We start from the raw sequence: 15,673 nt of genomic DNA, 5'->3' as shown, positions 1-15,673 counted from the left end.
ATAGGCATGCAGGAAATACAACAAAACTTATTCTAGCACGCAGACTTGCCATTTGCAAGAAAGGATTCGGAATAAAAAACGGGGTTTCAAGCAACCTAACAGCAGGAACAAAATGGAGAAGGGAGCAAGTACAGATGGAGCACAATCTCGATTTGTCCGGTTATTCCATCCGGACCGACCTGGCCCTCGAAGCACATGAACTGGCCCAGCAGCAGCAAGGCGGCCAGATCCCCGGTGTCAGGATCGAGACGGACGATTCGGAAGAGGGGATCAAGGTAACGCGCCTGGCTGTGGAAAACGAGGAAGCGGGCAGGCAGATTGGCAAGCTGCCTGGCCACTACATCACCATCGAAGTGCCGAAGCTGCGCAACAACGACACGGCCGTCGAAGAACGGGTAGCCCAGCGGTTCGCCCGTGAATTTGCCCGGTTTCTCAGCGAACTGGGAATTACGGAAGAAAAGAAGGCGCTCGTCGTCGGCCTCGGCAACTGGAATGTGACGCCGGACGCGCTGGGACCGATGGTGGTGGAAAACCTGCTCGTCACCCGTCATTTGTTTACGCTCGCTCCCGAGACTGTGGAAGACGGGTACCGCGAAGTGAGCGCCCTCTCGCCGGGGGTGCTGGGGATCACCGGCATCGAGACGAGCGAGATTATCTTTGGGGTGGTGGAAAAGAGCAAACCCGACTTCGTCATCTGCGTCGACGCGCTGGCCTCCCGTGCGCTGCACCGTGTCAACACCACGATCCAGATTTCTGATACGGGAATTCATCCCGGCTCCGGCGTCGGCAACAAGCGGAAGGCAATTGACGAAAAGACGTTGGGCATTCCGGTGATCGCGATCGGCGTGCCGACGGTCGTGTTTGCCTCCACGATTGTCAACGACGCCATCACCTATCTGCTCGGCCACTTCGGCCAGTCAATGAAGGAGAGCAACCGGCCCGCCAACAAGCTGGCGATGAGCAGTCTGCCGGAGCGGAAAGAGCCGTATACGGAAGATGATCTGCCCGACATGGAGGCGCGCAAGACGTTTCTGGGCCTGGTGGGGTCGCTGCCCGAGGAGGAAAAACGGCAGCTCATTCACGAGGTGCTGCGGCCGCTGGGACAAGACCTGGTGGTGACACCCAAGGAAGTGGACGACTTTATCGAAGGGGTGGCCAACGTGCTCGCTACCGGGTTGAACCAGGCGCTGCACCGTGCCGTCAACAGTAAGAACAGCGCGGCCTACACCCACTGATGGCTGCCGTCCTGGCCGTCTGCCGGTGAGCGCTCCTCACTGACACCGCAGACGGAAAAACTAGCGGTGAGAGAAAAGGTAGAAAAGGGTTCTATCGTCTCTATGACGCTCATAGGCTAAAGCATAGACAAGCGTTCGGCGATTGCTAAGTCCGCTGTCAATGCAAACAGCATGAGGAGGGAGACAGATGGCAACCCTGATTCAGCGCCAATTTGTCGCGCTTTCCATTATCACGGCCTTCCTGTTCATCGTCACCAGTGTGATGGCGATGCACGGCAACCGCGTCATGATCGCCTCGTCGGCTGTGCAGCAGGCGGCGACCCGCGTGTCCAGCCTGGCTTTGCTCACATGGATGGGACAGGAGATTCCCACGCTGACACAGACGGTACAGGCCTCTACAGAGCGAGGCGTCAACAGCATATCCGGTTTTTTGTTTCAGGTGGCCACCGGCATCCAGCCTGGTGACCTGCGCAGCCTGCTGGGAAGGGAGCTGCCCGGCATGCTGACAGCGGATGACGCCCGCTTTGTCGTCGCCGGCAGGGACTCCACGCTGGCCGACCTGTACGTGGAATACCCCGCCTATCCGCATCAGGTGAACGATGCGGCGCCGTCTGGCAATACCGGTGAAACGGCAGCAAACGATGCACAGCCGAAGCCGGAGGAGAACAAGGCGGCACCGCAGCCCAACCCGACCACCGGCGGCAGGAAAATTGTCTACGTCTACAGCACCCACAACCGCGAGTCCTGGTACAGTGAAACAAAGCCCGTCGGGACATCGGTGGACCACCCTAAGCGCAACATCTCGCTGGTCAGCAAGCGGCTGGCGGAAGCGCTGAACGAACGAGGCATCGGCACGGAGTACAATGAGGAAGACATCTACCAAAAGCTGTTGGACAAAAAATTGGACTACGCCCTCTCCTACGCCGAATCGCTGCGGGCGGTCAAGGCGGCGACGCAGCGGAACCGGGAGCTGTATTACTTCTTTGACCTGCACCGCGACACTGCGCCGCGCAGCAAAACCACCGTCACCATCAACGGCAAGACCTATGCCCGCGTCTTGATGATCATCGGGAAGCGAAACAAAAACTACGAGAAAAACGAGCAGTTTGCCACCGAACTGCACCACCTGATGGAAAAGATGTATCCCGGCCTGTCCCGCGGCGTCATGGAAAAAGGGGCGAAAACCGACCATGGCGAGTATAACCAGTCCATCTCACCGGGAAGCCTTTTAATGGAAATCGGCGGAACCAGCAATACGCTGCAGGAGTCGTTGAACACGGCGGAAGCGCTGGCAGACGTGTTCGCCGAATACTACTGGCAGGCGGAAAAGGTGGGCAAACCGCTGACCAGCGAGCCTGCCAAGAGGTGAAGAGGCATGAACGTGACGGTGAAGCTGGCGGGGATGGTAGTGATCCTGTTGATCGGCGTGGCGTTGGGGCTGCAGACAGCAGAGCGCGGCATCCACAAGGTGAGCGGAACGCCGGAGCAGCAGCCGCAGACGTTTTACATCAAAAAGTTGGACAAGGGGCAGATGGAGATCGCGGTGATGGGTACACAGGTGCAGGCGGCGGCGCCGCGCGAGATGGTCAACTACGTGAGCAGCGCGGGCCAAACGCTGGGGCGGCTGGTGAAAGAAGGGACGAAGTCGGCCGTTGAGTGGGTGGCCAGGATTTTTGCCCCATGAGCGGTCGTTTATAGACAAATCAATGCAGGCAAACAGTCAGGTATTAATCAGGCCCGCTGCACATGCGGGTCTTTCTCGTTCGTTCGTATTGGTTCGCACAGGAGAATATTTTGTTTGTTTAGTCAAGTTATAATTATGTGAATTTAATACGTTGCCAAAAAATTGGATTAATGGCATAATTGATCACAGTTAGGCGTCTTGTCCTATGGAATATATCGGTAAGAGAGGTGCACGGCGTGTCACAGCCTTTGCTTGAGATCGAAAACCTGCAGACGCACTTTTTCACGGACCGCGGACAAATCCCGGCCGTCGACGGCGTTTCCATCAAGGTAAACAAAGGAGAAGTGGTCGGCATTGTCGGCGAATCCGGGTGCGGGAAAAGTGTGACCTCGCTTTCCGTGATGAGACTGGTCCCCAATCCTCCTGGCAAGATTGTCGGCGGCTCCATCCGGTTTAAGGGGGAAGAGCTGGTCACAGCCAGCGAAAAGCGCATGAGGGAGCTGCGCGGCAATGAGATTGCGATGATCTTTCAGGAGCCGATGACCTCGCTCAATCCCGTTTTCACGATCGGCAACCAGATTGGGGAAGTGATTCGAATACATACCAACGTGACGAAAAAAGAGGCCAGGCAGCGCTCGATTGACATGTTGAAAAAAGTGGGCATCCCGCGCGCGGAAGCGATCGTGGACGAATACCCGCACCAATTGTCCGGCGGCATGAGGCAGCGGGTCATGATTGCCATGGCGATGGCCTGCAATCCCCAGCTGTTGATTGCGGACGAACCGACGACGGCGCTGGACGTGACGATTCAGGCGCAGATTCTCGATCTGATGCGGCAGCTCAATCGCGAGTCGGAAACGGCGATTATGATGATCACCCACGACCTCGGGGTGGTTGCGGAGATGTGTGACCGCGTTGTCGTGATGTACGCGGGCAACGTGGTGGAGGAAGGCGACGTCCGCTCCATCCTGAAAGAGCCAAAACACCCGTACACGGTCGGGCTGCTTAATTCCCTGCCCAAACTGGCGGGGGAGCGGAAGCGGCTGTACTCCATCCCCGGCAACGTGCCCATCCCCGGATCGCTCACCGTAGGCTGCCGATTTGCCCCGCGCTGCGAGCACGCGACCGACAGGTGCAGGGCAGAGATGCCGGAACTGAAAGCGGCAGGACCGAATCGACGCACTCGCTGTTGGCTGTACGATTAACCCGAAAGGAGCATGCAGGTGGCTGAAGATCTGCTGATTGTCAAGAATCTGAAAAAATACTACTCCATCACAGGCGGCGTTTTCGGGAAAGAGGTTGGCGTAGTCAAGGCGGTGGACGACGTATCGTTCACGGTCAAGCGGGGGGAGACGCTCGGCCTGGTGGGCGAGAGCGGCTGCGGCAAGTCGACGACCGGACGCTCTCTGCTGCGGCTGATCGAACCGACCGCCGGAGAAGTGATATTTGACGGCGTCAATGTCACCGCGCTCACAGCGGACGAGATGCGCAGGATGCGCCGCCACATGCAGATTGTCTTTCAGGATCCGTTCGCCTCTCTCAACCCTCGTCACAATATTGAAAAGATTTTGGAAGAACCGCTCGTGGTGCACGGCATCGGCACGCCAGACGAACGGAAAAAGCGGGTGCGGGAGATGCTGGAAGTGGTCGGTTTGAGCAGCGCCCACGCACAGCGCTATCCGCACCAGTTCAGCGGCGGCCAGCGGCAGCGGATCGGCATCGCCCGGGCCCTGATGCTCAACCCCAAACTGATCGTGGCAGACGAACCGGTGTCGGCGCTGGACGTATCCATCCAGTCGCAGGTGCTCAACCTGATGCAGGATCTGCAGCAGGAATTGGGGCTCACCTACCTGTTCATCGCCCACGATCTGAGCGTCGTACGCCACATCAGCGACCGCGTCGGCGTGATGTACCTGGGGCGACTGGTGGAACTGGCCGACAGCGAAACGCTGTACGACCAGCCGCTGCACCCGTACACGCGCGCGCTGCTGTCAGCCGTGCCGTCGCCTGATCCGGATGCCGTGCGGGAACGGATCATCCTGCAGGGAGATGTGCCCAGCCCGGCCAATCCGCCCGGCGGATGCACATTTCACACCCGCTGTCCCCATGTGACCGAAGAATGCCGCAGCGTGCGTCCCGCATTTCAGGACGTTGGCGGCGGCCATTTCATCGCCTGTCATTTGTACAAGACGTGAGTCACGAGGGGACCGGGGAGGAGCGAAAAGCACCCGCACGGTCGGGAGCAACGCTGCCTGTTCCCAGGCAAAGGGGGGGATGCGGAAAAACGGTGACGATCCAAATCTTTCGAATAATGGCGTGAAGAAAAACGGAGGAAAAGGGGGCACTCATCCATGAAGAAGAACGTGCTTACTGCTGCAATGGCCAGCCTGTTGGCGCTCTCCATGGCGCTGGCAGGATGCAGCGGCTCGCAAACGGCTCAGCAGCCGGCTGACCAATCGGGGCAACAACCGGCGCAGACGGCGACGGAACCGGCCAACAACGGTCCCAAGCAGTTGATCATCGGCCGCGGCGCTGATACGAAAAGCCTTGATCCCATCCGGGAGACCGACGGTGAAACCTTTAAGGTGACGGAAAACATATACGAAACGCTGGTCAGCTATGAAGACACCAGCACCAAGGTCATTCCCGGATTGGCGGAGAGCTGGGAGATTTCACCGGACGGCTTGACCTACACCTTCAAGCTCCGCCAGGGCGTGAAATTCCACGACGGCACCGATTTCAACGCCGAAGCGGTCAAGTTCAACTTTGACCGCTGGATGGACAAGAGCAACAAGTACCACAACCCCGAGGGCTACCCGTACTACAACGACATGTTCGGCGGCTACAAAGGCGACAAGGATCACGTAATCAAGGAAGTCAAGGTGGTCGATCCGTACACCGTGCAGTTCGTGCTGAACCGGACAATGGCGCCGTTCCTGGCCAACCTGGGCATGTCGCCGTTTGCGATTGCGTCTCCGAAAGCGATCGAAAGCGGAACGCTCGGGGAGAAGCCGGTCGGTACGGGACCGTTCAAGTTCGTGGAATGGGTTCGCAACGACACCATCACGCTGGAGAAAAACCCCGACTACTGGAACAAGGGGCTGCCCAAGCTGGACAAGGTCGTCTTTAAAGTCATTCCGGAAAACACGGCGCGCCTGACCGCGCTTGCCTCCGGCGAAATCGACCTGATGGACGGTCTCAATCCGGACGATGCAGAGAGCGTGAAGGAGAACGAGGACCTGCAGTTGATCCTGCGCCCGTCGATGAACGTCGGCTATTTGGCGTTCAACACGGAGAAGAAGCCGTTTGACAATCCGAAAGTGCGTCAAGCCATCGGCTACGCCATCAACAAGCCGGAACTGGTCCAAGCGTTCTACAGCGGCCTGGGTGAACCGGCAACCAACCCGATGCCGCCCAGCCTCTGGGGTTACAACGACCAGATCAAGGACCGCGAGTACAACCTGGAAAAGGCCAAGCAGCTGCTGGCGGAGGCAGGCTATCCCAATGGCTTCAAGGTCAAGTTCTGGGCGATGCCGGTGCCGCGTCCGTACATCCCCGACGGCAAGAAGATTGCCGAGGCCATTCAGCAGGATCTGAAAAAGATCGGCATCGAGACGGAAATTGTCACGATGGAGTGGGCCACCTATCTGGAAAAAACGCGGAAAGGCGAGCACGACATGTGCCTGCTCGGGTGGACTGGCGACAACGGCGACCCGGACAACTTCCTGTATACACTGCTTGACAAAAACACGATCAACGGCAACAACATTTCCCGCTACAGCAATGAGGAAGTCCACCAACTGCTGCTGAAAGCGCAGTCCTTGCCCGATCAAGCGGAGCGGGAAGCCCTGTACAAGAAAGCCCAGGAGATCATTTTCAACGACGCGCCGCTGATCCCGCTGGTGCACTCCACTCCGCCGCTCGCCGCGAAGAAGAGCGTCACGGGCTATCAGCCTCATCCCAAAGGCAGCGAAAGCGTAGAAAAGGTAGACATCCAATAAGGAAGACGGCAACAAAGGGTAAGAGGAACCCTTCTTCTTACCCTTCTCTCATGTGCAAAACGCGAGGAAAGCGAGGAGATGGCCTTGCTGTCATACACGATTCGTAGATTGTTGATGCTGATTCCCGTGCTCCTTGGCATGTCGCTGATTGTATTTGCCATCATTCGCGCCATCCCCGGCGATCCGGCGCTGACCATTTTGGGAGAAAAGGCAAGTGCCAAAGCTCTGGAGGATCTGCGGCAGCAGCTCGGGCTGAACAATCCCTGGTACGTGCAGTACTTCCACTACCTGTGGGACGTTCTCAGGGGAGACCTGGGCGTATCCTTGCACACCAAGGCTCCCATCGCGAAGGAATTGGGGCCGTACCTGGCTGCCACCATTGAATTGACGCTGGTCAGCATGATATTTGCCGTTTTCATCGGCGTAAATGCCGGAATCATTTCGGCCTGGAAGCAAAACTCGTGGTTTGACTACATCTGCATGCTGGTTGCGTTGATCGGCGTATCCATGCCCGTATTCTGGCTGGGGTTGATGGAGCAGTGGCTGTTTGCCCAGGAGTTGAAGTGGCTGCCTTCCATTGGACGCGACAATCCGCGTGATCCCGTAACGGCGATTACGCATTTCTATATCATTGATGCGATGCTGGCCGGTCGTTGGGACCATCTCCGCGACGTGATCGAGCACCTGATTTTGCCGAGCATCGCGCTGGGGACCATCCCGATGGCGATCATCGCCCGCATCACCCGTTCCAGCATGCTGGAAGTGATGCGCTCCGACTATATTCGGACGGCACGTGCCAAGGGGCTGGGACAGTTTTTCGTGGTGTACAAGCACGCCTTGAAAAATGCGCTGATTCCCGTCCTGACCATCGTCGGGCTGCAGACAGGGCTGTTGATCGGCGGAGCCGTCCTGACCGAGACGATTTTTGGCTGGCCCGGCGTTGGCCGATACATTTTTACGGCGATTGGAAACCGCGATTATCCCGTCATTCAATCAAGCATTCTCGTCATCGCTACGATTTTTGTCCTGATCAACCTGTTGGTCGACCTCCTCTACGCCTATGTCGATCCGCGCATTAAATACCGCTAAGGAGGACGTCTTATGGCAGAAACCCATGTGGAAACGGTACGCGTGCAGCAAACCGACGAGCCGGTCTCGTCCCCTTGGCGCGACGCCTGGCGGACGCTCCGCAAAAACAAGCTGGCCATCGTCGGCTTCATCATCATTTTCGTGTTTGTCCTGCTGGCCCTGTTGGCTCCATACATTACCCCCTACGAATACGACAAGGGAGAGTTGATCAACAAGAACAAGCCGCCGTCGGCCGAGCACTGGTTTGGAACTGACTACAACGGGCGCGACGTGTTCACCCGGGTGATTTACGGGGCGCAAATCTCCCTGCGCGTCGGGCTGTTCTCCGTCATCGGATCGGTAATCGTCGGCACGTTTCTCGGCCTGCTTGCCGGCTATTACGGCCGCTGGGTGGACATGATCATCTCCCGGCTGTTTGACATCATGCTGGCCTTCCCCAGTATTCTGCTCGCCATCGCGATTGTGGCGATGCTCGGACCATCGCTGGAGAACGCCCTGCTGGCGATCGCCATCGTCAACATTCCTACCTACGGACGGCTGGTCCGTTCGCGCGTGTTAAGCCTGAAAGAGGAAGAGTTTGTCATGGCAGCGAAGGCGATCGGATCGAAAAACTCTCGGATTATCCTGCATCACATCCTGCCGAACAGCCTGGCGCCGATCATCGTCACCGGCACGCTGGGCATTGCGACGGCAATTCTTGAAGCGGCTGCCCTGGGGTTCCTCGGACTGGGGGCGCAGCCGCCGCAGCCGGAGTGGGGGCTGATGCTGTCCGACTCACGCCAGTACATTCAAAAAGCGCCGTGGACCGTCATCTTCCCCGGCTTGTCCATCATGCTGACGGTGCTCGGCTTCAACCTGATCGGCGACGGTCTGCGCGACGCGCTTGACCCGCGGATGAAACATTGAAAACGCCATTCCGTCCGGCTGTCGAGGCTGCTCGGCAGCCTTCCCGTATATAGACAAAGTCCGTGGAGCATGGGTGATAGGGCCCGCTCGCTTCTTTTTTTTCCGAGGACATGGTATCCTCGCTAGTAGATACCAAGAGAAAGCAGGGTGAGCAAGTTGTACCAGGAGCGCATGCAGCAGTTGCACACGTATATGGAAAAGGAAGAGTTGGACGCGGTGTTGATCACCTCGCCCAAACACGTTTACTATCTGACTGGCTTTTTTACGGAACCCCACGAACGCTTCATGGGCCTCATCATCCCGGCGCAGGGCGAACCGTCGTTGATCGTCCCGGCGCTGGATCGTGAAGCGGCGGCAGCGGCGGCTTCCGGGGTCAAGCAAATCCTGACGCATACCGATACGGATAATCCGTATGACGTGTTGAAGCAGGCGCTGCCCGCCGGAGTGACGCGGTTGGGCATCGAGAAGAGCCACATGACTGTGGAGCGCTTTGAAGCGATGAGCGCGGTCGTGTCGGCCAAGCGGTACGCCGACGTGGAGGAACCGCTCCGCGAAATGCGGTTGATCAAGTCGGCGGAGGAAGTGGCCCGCATCAGGCACGCCGTGCGGCTGGTGGAACAGGCACTGAGCGAGAGTCTGAAAAAAGTGAAACCGGGTGTCACCGAGATGGAGATCGTCGCCGAACTGGAATACCAGATGAAGCGGTTGGGGGCTGACGGGCCTTCGTTTGACACGATGGTGCTGGCCGGCGAAAAATCGGCGCTGCCGCACGGAACCCCGGGCAGCCGGCAGGTGCGCGAGGGAGACCTGCTGTTGTTTGACCTGGGCGTGGCGGCTGACGGCTACGTGTCCGACATCACCCGCACCTTTGCGATCGGCGAGATCAGTGCACAGCTTCGGGAAATCTACGAGACGGTGCTTGCGGCCAACGAAGCGGCCATCGCTGAGGTGCGTCCGGGTGTCACGCTGGCTCACCTCGACCAAACGGCTCGCCGCGTAATCGAGGAAAAAGGGTATGGTCCGTATTTCATGCACCGTCTGGGGCACGGATTGGGCATGGACGTCCACGAATATCCGTCGGTTCACGGACAAAACCAGGACGTGCTTCGTCCCGGCATGGTCTTCACGATCGAACCGGGGATCTACCTCCCGGGCGTGGGGGGCGTGCGAATCGAGGACGACGTGCTGGTGACCGACAGCGGCTGCGATGTATTGACGCAGTTCCCGAAACAGCTGACCGTCATCAGGTAAGGCTCAGACGAAAAACGAATATGGTGTTTCACGGTGCCGTCCGGGTGCAGGTCCGCCCGGGGGGCTTAAAAGGGAAGTTCGGTGAAAGTCCGACGCGGTCCCGCCACTGTAACGGGAGCGCCCTGCGACAGCCACTGTCTCGCCGGTCTGGCGAGATGGGAAGGTGCAGGGAGCGATGAACCCAAGCCAGGAGACCTGCCGTGAAGCGATCACGCTTTTACCCACGAGGATGGGGATGTGTGGAAAGCAGGGGACAGAAAGAAACGGCGCTCCGCGTCTGTTCTTTTGTCGTGTCCGCATGCAGACAGGCATCTTCCGTCCAATACGGGAGATGCTTTTTTGTTTGTGCGTAAACATGTGAGCCAGGTTTACAACAGGCAGGCGAGTATGTATTGGTGCTTTCGTCGGGGATGGCCTCTCCGTAGTCGGGGCGGCCATCCAGGCACTTGTCCGCAATTCCCTCGCTGATCCCGACATCCTGGGCGTCTCTTCGGGGGCGTCGGTCGGGGCGACATCGGTCATGCTGTTTGGCGCACTCCCGCTCCCCTGGACCCGTTTTTCGCCATAAACGTTGTAACATTTCGTCGGCCGGCCGCATCTAAACAGGTGAATGCACACGAAGGGAGGCGCGCCGCGTGGAAAAACTGCAGCCGACGGTGGAAGCGGTGCTGGAACAGATCATGCGGGAATACGGGACGCGCGTGCTTCGCCTGGTCACCTTGATGGTGAAAGACCGCAGTCTGGCGGAAGACATCACGCAGGACGTCTTTTTGAAAGCGTACCGTCACCTGCCCCGTTTTCGCGGCGAGAGCAGCATCCGCACCTGGCTCTACCGGATCGCCGTGAACGAGTGCAAAGGGTGCCTGCGCTCCTGGGCGTTTCGCAACCTGCTGCCTCGTTCCTGGATCAGCAGGGAGAGCGACGTGTCCGCGGAGCGGCAGGTCATGGAGCGGGCGCAACGGGACGAGCTGGTTCGCCTGGTGCTGGAGCTGCCGCCGCTGTACCGCCAGGTGATCGCGCTGCACTACTACGCCGATCTGTCCATCGCGGAAACGGCCGAAGTGCTTGGCGTGACGGAGGGAACGGTCCGGACACGGCTGCACCGCGCCCGGCAGCAGTTGAGACAGCGGATGGAGTCAAGGGAGGAATGGGAATGGAACGGGACAAATGGCTGCGAGAGCTGAAGGAGCGGGCCGACGAAACGGTGTGCAAGGACGTGACGTTTACCCCCGGAATGGAAGAAGCCGTGCGAAAGCGCATCAGACAGCGGTCGCAGCGGCAGAGGCGCGGACCGCTTCTGGCGTCGGCGTCCGCTGCGGTGACGCTGCTGGCCCTGTGGATGTGGTGGCCCGATGCGCTGCAGCCCAAGCAACCGGCCGCCCCTGGCCCCGCGCCGAAGACAACCGCACCGCCGCTGTTCGGCCTCGTCTCCTCTCCTCCCGTGCTGTGGAAAACGTCGCCGCAGATGGAGACGGTCCATGACGGCAAACCGTTCCGCTATGTCGGCGAGAAGCCGGTGCGCATCATCACGGATGAGCTGTACGAAGGACAGATGCAAAACGTGTTCTGGCTGCTGAATGGTCCGTTTGCCCCGGAAGTGAATCTGGTCGGGTGGAGCACCGAGGGGGAGCGCGTGGATCTGGGCAGCTACCGGGTGGCGGGACCGCAGTATGACGCGGACGGCCATTTTCCTTCCGGCATCGTTTTGCCGCATGCGGGTATCTGGAAGCTGCAGGTCGTCTCCGGCGGCAAGCATTTCGGACAGGTGTTCGTCGAGGTGAAGGAGGGCGTGTCGCCGGCCAACCGGGAACTGGTCACGCCGCTGATTACCCGCTACCTGCAGAGCATCCGGGGTGATCTTGACTGGCTCGGCGGTGAGCGGGACGTCAAACTGGATGTAATCGGCGTGGAAGCCCCCAATGCGGAGAACCGGCGCGTGTACGCATGGGTGCAGATTACCGGCAGGGGCGGGGACCAACAGCAGCTCGCGCTCAGCGCCCCGATGGTCTTTGACATCGCGTACAGGGTCTCTCGCGGCGGCAGCGCCGGGTACCAGGTCACAAGCCACCGCATGCCGGAGGACGGCAGCCGTTACCAGAGCAGCCTCGAGTCGATGTTTCCGCCGCAGATCGTGCAGAAACTGAAAAGGTACGGCTCTGCACACTGACAGGGCCGTACCCGGGTGCTGCTCCCCTAATTCCCCCGTCGCCCTCTCCTCCAGAAGGGGTGCGCCCCGTCATGCCCCTTCCATCTCCCATCTTCCCTCTCCTTCCGCCTCGTTCCTGCTTATTGCTCCGCTATCCGGCCTTTGTTATAATTGACCTTAGTGTATTTTTTCGGAACGCTATCTGAAAGCGACTTTCGGATGGCGTGGGAGGGAACAGACACAGATGGATCGCCGTGAAAGACAGAAACGAATTCGCAATTTTTCCATTATCGCCCATATTGACCACGGAAAGTCAACCCTGGCGGACCGCATTTTGGAGCTGACCGGAGCACTGTCGGCCCGCGAGATGGAAGACCAGTTTCTGGACACGATGGAGCTGGAAAAGGAGCGCGGCATTACGATCAAGCTGAACGCCGTGCGGTTGAACTATAAAGCCGATGACGGAGAGGAGTACATCCTGCACCTGATCGACACCCCCGGACACGTCGACTTTACGTACGAAGTATCCCGCAGCCTTGCCGCCTGTGAAGGGGCGCTCCTGGTGGTGGACGCCGCCCAGGGGATTGAGGCGCAGACATTGGCCAACGTCTATTTGGCGCTGGACAACAATCTCGAGATTATCCCGGTCATCAACAAGATCGACCTGCCCAGCGCGGAGCCGGAGCGCATCAAGCAGGAAGTGGAGGACGTCATCGGGCTGGACGCCAGCGACGCCTGCCTCACCTCGGCCAAAGCAGGGATCGGCATCAAGGACGTGCTGGAGGCAGTGGTGAAAAAGGTGCCGGCACCCGAGGGAGACCCGGATGCGCCGCTGCAGGCGCTGATCTTCGACTCCTACTTTGATCCGTACCGGGGCGTGATCGCATCCGTGCGGATCGTCAACGGTACGCTGAAAAAAGGTATGAAAATCAAGATGATGGCCACCGGCAAAACATTCGAAGTGACGGAAGTGGGCACCTCCACCCCCCGTCAGACGCCGGTAGACGAGCTGACCGTCGGTGACGTGGGCTACGTGGCTGCCTCGATCAAGACGGTGGGCGACACCCGTGTCGGGGATACGATCACGGATGCCAATCGTCCGGCCGCCGAACCGCTGCCAGGTTACCGCAAAATCAATCCGATGGTGTTTTGCGGTCTCTACCCGATCGACACCAGCGAGTACAACGATCTGCGCGAGGCGCTGGAAAAGCTGCAGTTGAACGACGCGTCGCTGCAGTTCGAACCGGAGACCTCACAGGCGCTCGGATTTGGCTTCCGCTGTGGCTTCCTCGGACTTTTGCACATGGAGATCATCCAGGAGCGGATCGAGCGGGAGTTTAACATCAACCTGATTACCACCGCGCCGAGCGTTATCTACCGCATCACCAAGACGAGCGGCGAAGTGGTTGAGATCGACAACCCCTCGAAAATGCCGGAGGCGCAAAAAATCGAACAGATCGAGGAGCCGTACGTCACGGCGACAATCATGGTGCCCAACGATTACGTTGGCGACGTCATGCAGCTCTGCCAGGGCAAGCGCGGGGAATTCCTCGACATGCAGTACATGGGGGAAAACCGCGTTCAGCTCAAGTACGACATGCCCCTCTCCGAGATCGTCTACGACTTCTTTGACCTGTTGAAGTCGGGCACCAAGGGATACGCGTCCTTTGACTATGAACTGGCCGGCTACAAGCCCTCCAAGCTGGTGAAAATGGACATCCTCCTCAACGGCGAAGTGGTTGACGCATTGTCGTTCATCGTCCACCGCGACAGCGCCTACCAGCGCGGACGCGTCATTTGCGAAAAGCTGAAAGAACTGATTCCGCGCCAGCAGTTTGAAGTGCCGATCCAGGCCGCCATCGGCAACAAGGTGATCGCGCGCGAGACGATCAGCGCGCTCAGGAAAAACGTGTTGGCCAAGTGTTACGGCGGCGACATCACCAGGAAGCGCAAGCTGTTGGAAAAACAAAAAGAAGGGAAAAAGCGCATGAAAGCCGTCGGCTCCGTCGAGGTGCCGCAAGAAGCGTTTATGGCTGTGCTGCGCATGGACGACAAAAAGTAGGCCTGACCGCGCGTCAGGTCTTTTCCATTCCACTATCGCAAAAAGGAGGGGAGCGGATATGCCGCAGTCGGTGTACATCCACATTCCCTTTTGCACCAACAAGTGCTACTACTGTGACTTCAATTCGTTTGTCACCAGCAACCCGCAGGTGATCGAAGACTATCTGGACACACTGGACAAGGAGATGGAGCGGACGTTTGCCCTGTGGCCGCCGGAGAAGATCAAAACCATTTTCGTCGGCGGGGGGACGCCGACGTTTCTCGACCGCCGCCAGATGCAGGTCTTTCTGGAGGCGGTGCGGAAGCATACAGAACGGTTCTGGGCCGACGATCTGGAATTCACGATGGAAGCCAACCCCGGCACCACCGACGTGGAAAAGCTCCGGCTGATGCGCGAGCTGGGCGTCAACCGGCTCAGTTTTGGCGTGCAGTCGTTCGACAATGCGCTCTTGAAGCGGCTGGGCCGGATTCACGACGTGGACGACGTCTACCGCAGCATCGACAACGCCGTGACCGTCGGCTTTTCCAACCTGACCATCGACCTGATGTTCGGGCTGCCGGACCAGACGGAAGAGATTTTCCGCCGCACGCTGGAACTGGCGTTTGAGCTGCCGACCACGCATTTTTCCGCGTACAGTCTGAAGGTGGAAGAAAACACGCTGTTCCACACGCTGTACCAAAAAGACCAGCTTCCGCTCCCTTCGGAAGAGGCTGAGCTGGCAATGTATCTGATGTTGATCGAGGAGATGGAAGCGCACGGTTATCGCCAGTACGAGATCAGCAACTTTGCCAAGCCTGGCTATGAAAGCCGTCACAACTGCACCTACTGGCTCAATGATGAATACTATGGGTTGGGCGCGGGAGCCCACGGCTATGTAAACGGCGAACGGCACGTCAACGCAGGACCGCTGGCCGTCTACATGCGCATGGGCCAGGAAGGGCTGCCCCGAGTGGAGCAGTTTGCCGTCTCCCGCGAAGATGCCATGGAGGAACAGATGATCCTGGGGCTGCGGCTGCGCGACGGGGTGAACCTCGCCCGGTTCGCGGAGCGCTTCGGCGTCACGGCGGAGCAGGTGTTCGGACCGGTGATTGACGAAGAGGTGGCAAAAGGGATGTTGGAACGTGTGGACGGCCACCTGCGGTTGACCAAACAGGCCTTGCCGTTGGGAAACGAAGTGTTCGCCCGCTTCCTGCGCGATTAGCGGCAGGATCGGGTGGACAGCGTGCTGGGAAAACATTGACAAAACCTTCGCGTATTGATACCTTAGTAAATAGATTTAGCACTCGATGCTGTTGAGTG

At 58.8% G+C, this 15,673-nt stretch carries 13 protein-coding genes, 1 pseudogene and 1 riboswitch; all 14 genes and pseudogenes read left to right on the top strand.

Annotated features, from left to right (window positions below; all coding sequences use genetic code 11):
- The first annotated feature begins 134 nt into the window (after window positions 1–134).
- On the top strand, window positions 135–1,235 hold the full coding sequence (gpr, locus tag KDN35_RS06715; protein WP_171565349.1) for a GPR endopeptidase: 1,101 nt from the start codon (window positions 135–137) through the stop codon (window positions 1,233–1,235).
- Between the two features lie 187 nt (window positions 1,236–1,422).
- Entirely contained in the window at window positions 1,423–2,604 is a 1,182-nt protein-coding gene (gene spoIIP, locus KDN35_RS06710) for a stage II sporulation protein P (RefSeq protein ID WP_171565348.1), read from the top strand.
- Between the two features lie 6 nt (window positions 2,605–2,610).
- Complete coding sequence (locus tag KDN35_RS06705; protein ID WP_212132410.1) at window positions 2,611–2,919, top strand: DUF3679 domain-containing protein; 309 nt, start codon at window positions 2,611–2,613, stop codon at window positions 2,917–2,919.
- 236 nt (window positions 2,920–3,155) lie between these two features.
- Entirely contained in the window at window positions 3,156–4,124 is a 969-nt protein-coding gene (locus KDN35_RS06695) for an ABC transporter ATP-binding protein (protein ID WP_171565346.1), read from the top strand.
- A gap of 18 nt (window positions 4,125–4,142) precedes the next feature.
- Window positions 4,143–5,114 carry an ABC transporter ATP-binding protein gene (locus tag KDN35_RS06690; RefSeq protein WP_304414454.1) on the top strand — a complete coding sequence of 324 codons (972 nt, stop codon included), beginning with the start codon at window positions 4,143–4,145 and terminating at the stop codon, window positions 5,112–5,114.
- A gap of 156 nt (window positions 5,115–5,270) precedes the next feature.
- Window positions 5,271–6,920 carry an ABC transporter substrate-binding protein gene (locus KDN35_RS06685; protein WP_171565344.1) on the top strand — a complete coding sequence of 550 codons (1,650 nt, stop codon included), beginning with the start codon at window positions 5,271–5,273 and terminating at the stop codon, window positions 6,918–6,920.
- A gap of 78 nt (window positions 6,921–6,998) precedes the next feature.
- Window positions 6,999–8,009, top strand: coding sequence for an ABC transporter permease (locus KDN35_RS06680; RefSeq protein ID WP_171565343.1), 1,011 nt, complete (start codon window positions 6,999–7,001; stop codon window positions 8,007–8,009).
- A gap of 12 nt (window positions 8,010–8,021) precedes the next feature.
- Complete coding sequence (nikC, locus tag KDN35_RS06675; RefSeq protein ID WP_171565342.1) at window positions 8,022–8,915, top strand: nickel transporter permease; 894 nt, start codon at window positions 8,022–8,024, stop codon at window positions 8,913–8,915.
- Between the two features lie 156 nt (window positions 8,916–9,071).
- Complete coding sequence (locus KDN35_RS06670; protein WP_230077883.1) at window positions 9,072–10,166, top strand: M24 family metallopeptidase; 1,095 nt, start codon at window positions 9,072–9,074, stop codon at window positions 10,164–10,166.
- Between the two features lie 14 nt (window positions 10,167–10,180).
- A riboswitch (cobalamin riboswitch) is annotated at window positions 10,181–10,383 on the top strand.
- A gap of 165 nt (window positions 10,384–10,548) precedes the next feature.
- Window positions 10,549–10,704: pseudogene (locus KDN35_RS06665) on the top strand (iron chelate uptake ABC transporter family permease subunit); the annotation flags it as partial.
- 97 nt (window positions 10,705–10,801) lie between these two features.
- Window positions 10,802–11,350, top strand: a complete 549-nt coding sequence (locus tag KDN35_RS06660) for a sigma-70 family RNA polymerase sigma factor (RefSeq protein WP_212132409.1) — start codon at window positions 10,802–10,804, stop codon at window positions 11,348–11,350.
- Entirely contained in the window at window positions 11,320–12,333 is a 1,014-nt protein-coding gene (locus KDN35_RS06655; protein WP_212132408.1) for a hypothetical protein, read from the top strand. Before KDN35_RS06660 ends, KDN35_RS06655 begins: the two co-directional genes overlap by 31 nt.
- A 223-nt stretch (window positions 12,334–12,556) precedes the next feature.
- Window positions 12,557–14,374, top strand: coding sequence for a translation elongation factor 4 (gene lepA / locus KDN35_RS06650; RefSeq protein WP_171565341.1), 1,818 nt, complete (start codon window positions 12,557–12,559; stop codon window positions 14,372–14,374).
- Window positions 14,375–14,432: 58 nt separating this feature from the next.
- Window positions 14,433–15,575 (top strand): radical SAM family heme chaperone HemW, encoded by a 1,143-nt coding sequence (gene hemW / locus KDN35_RS06645; protein WP_212132407.1) that lies wholly within the window; start codon window positions 14,433–14,435, stop codon window positions 15,573–15,575.
- Window positions 15,576–15,673: the final 98 nt, after the last annotated feature.

It is taken from the genome of Brevibacillus sp. NL20B1 (assembly GCF_018195675.1).
Lineage (GTDB): Bacteria > Bacillota > Bacilli > Brevibacillales > Brevibacillaceae > Brevibacillus > Brevibacillus aydinogluensis.
This window is presented reverse-complemented; position numbering and strand designations above follow the sequence as displayed.

Bases quoted from the DNA above. Each gene is read 5' to 3' on its own strand.
- gpr (WP_171565349.1), top strand. From the start codon at position 135: ATGGAGCACAATCTCGATTTGTCCGGTTATTCCATCCGGACCGACCTG.
- spoIIP (WP_171565348.1), top strand. From the start codon at position 1,423: ATGGCAACCCTGATTCAGCGCCAATTTGTCGCGCTTTCCATTATCACG.
- KDN35_RS06705 (WP_212132410.1), top strand. From the start codon at position 2,611: ATGAACGTGACGGTGAAGCTGGCGGGGATGGTAGTGATCCTGTTGATC.
- KDN35_RS06685 (WP_171565344.1), top strand. From the start codon at position 5,271: ATGAAGAAGAACGTGCTTACTGCTGCAATGGCCAGCCTGTTGGCGCTC.
- KDN35_RS06680 (WP_171565343.1), top strand. From the start codon at position 6,999: ATGGCCTTGCTGTCATACACGATTCGTAGATTGTTGATGCTGATTCCC.
- nikC (WP_171565342.1), top strand. From the start codon at position 8,022: ATGGCAGAAACCCATGTGGAAACGGTACGCGTGCAGCAAACCGACGAG.
- KDN35_RS06655 (WP_212132408.1), top strand. From the start codon at position 11,320: ATGGAACGGGACAAATGGCTGCGAGAGCTGAAGGAGCGGGCCGACGAA.
- lepA (WP_171565341.1), top strand. From the start codon at position 12,557: ATGGATCGCCGTGAAAGACAGAAACGAATTCGCAATTTTTCCATTATC.
- hemW (WP_212132407.1), top strand. From the start codon at position 14,433: ATGCCGCAGTCGGTGTACATCCACATTCCCTTTTGCACCAACAAGTGC.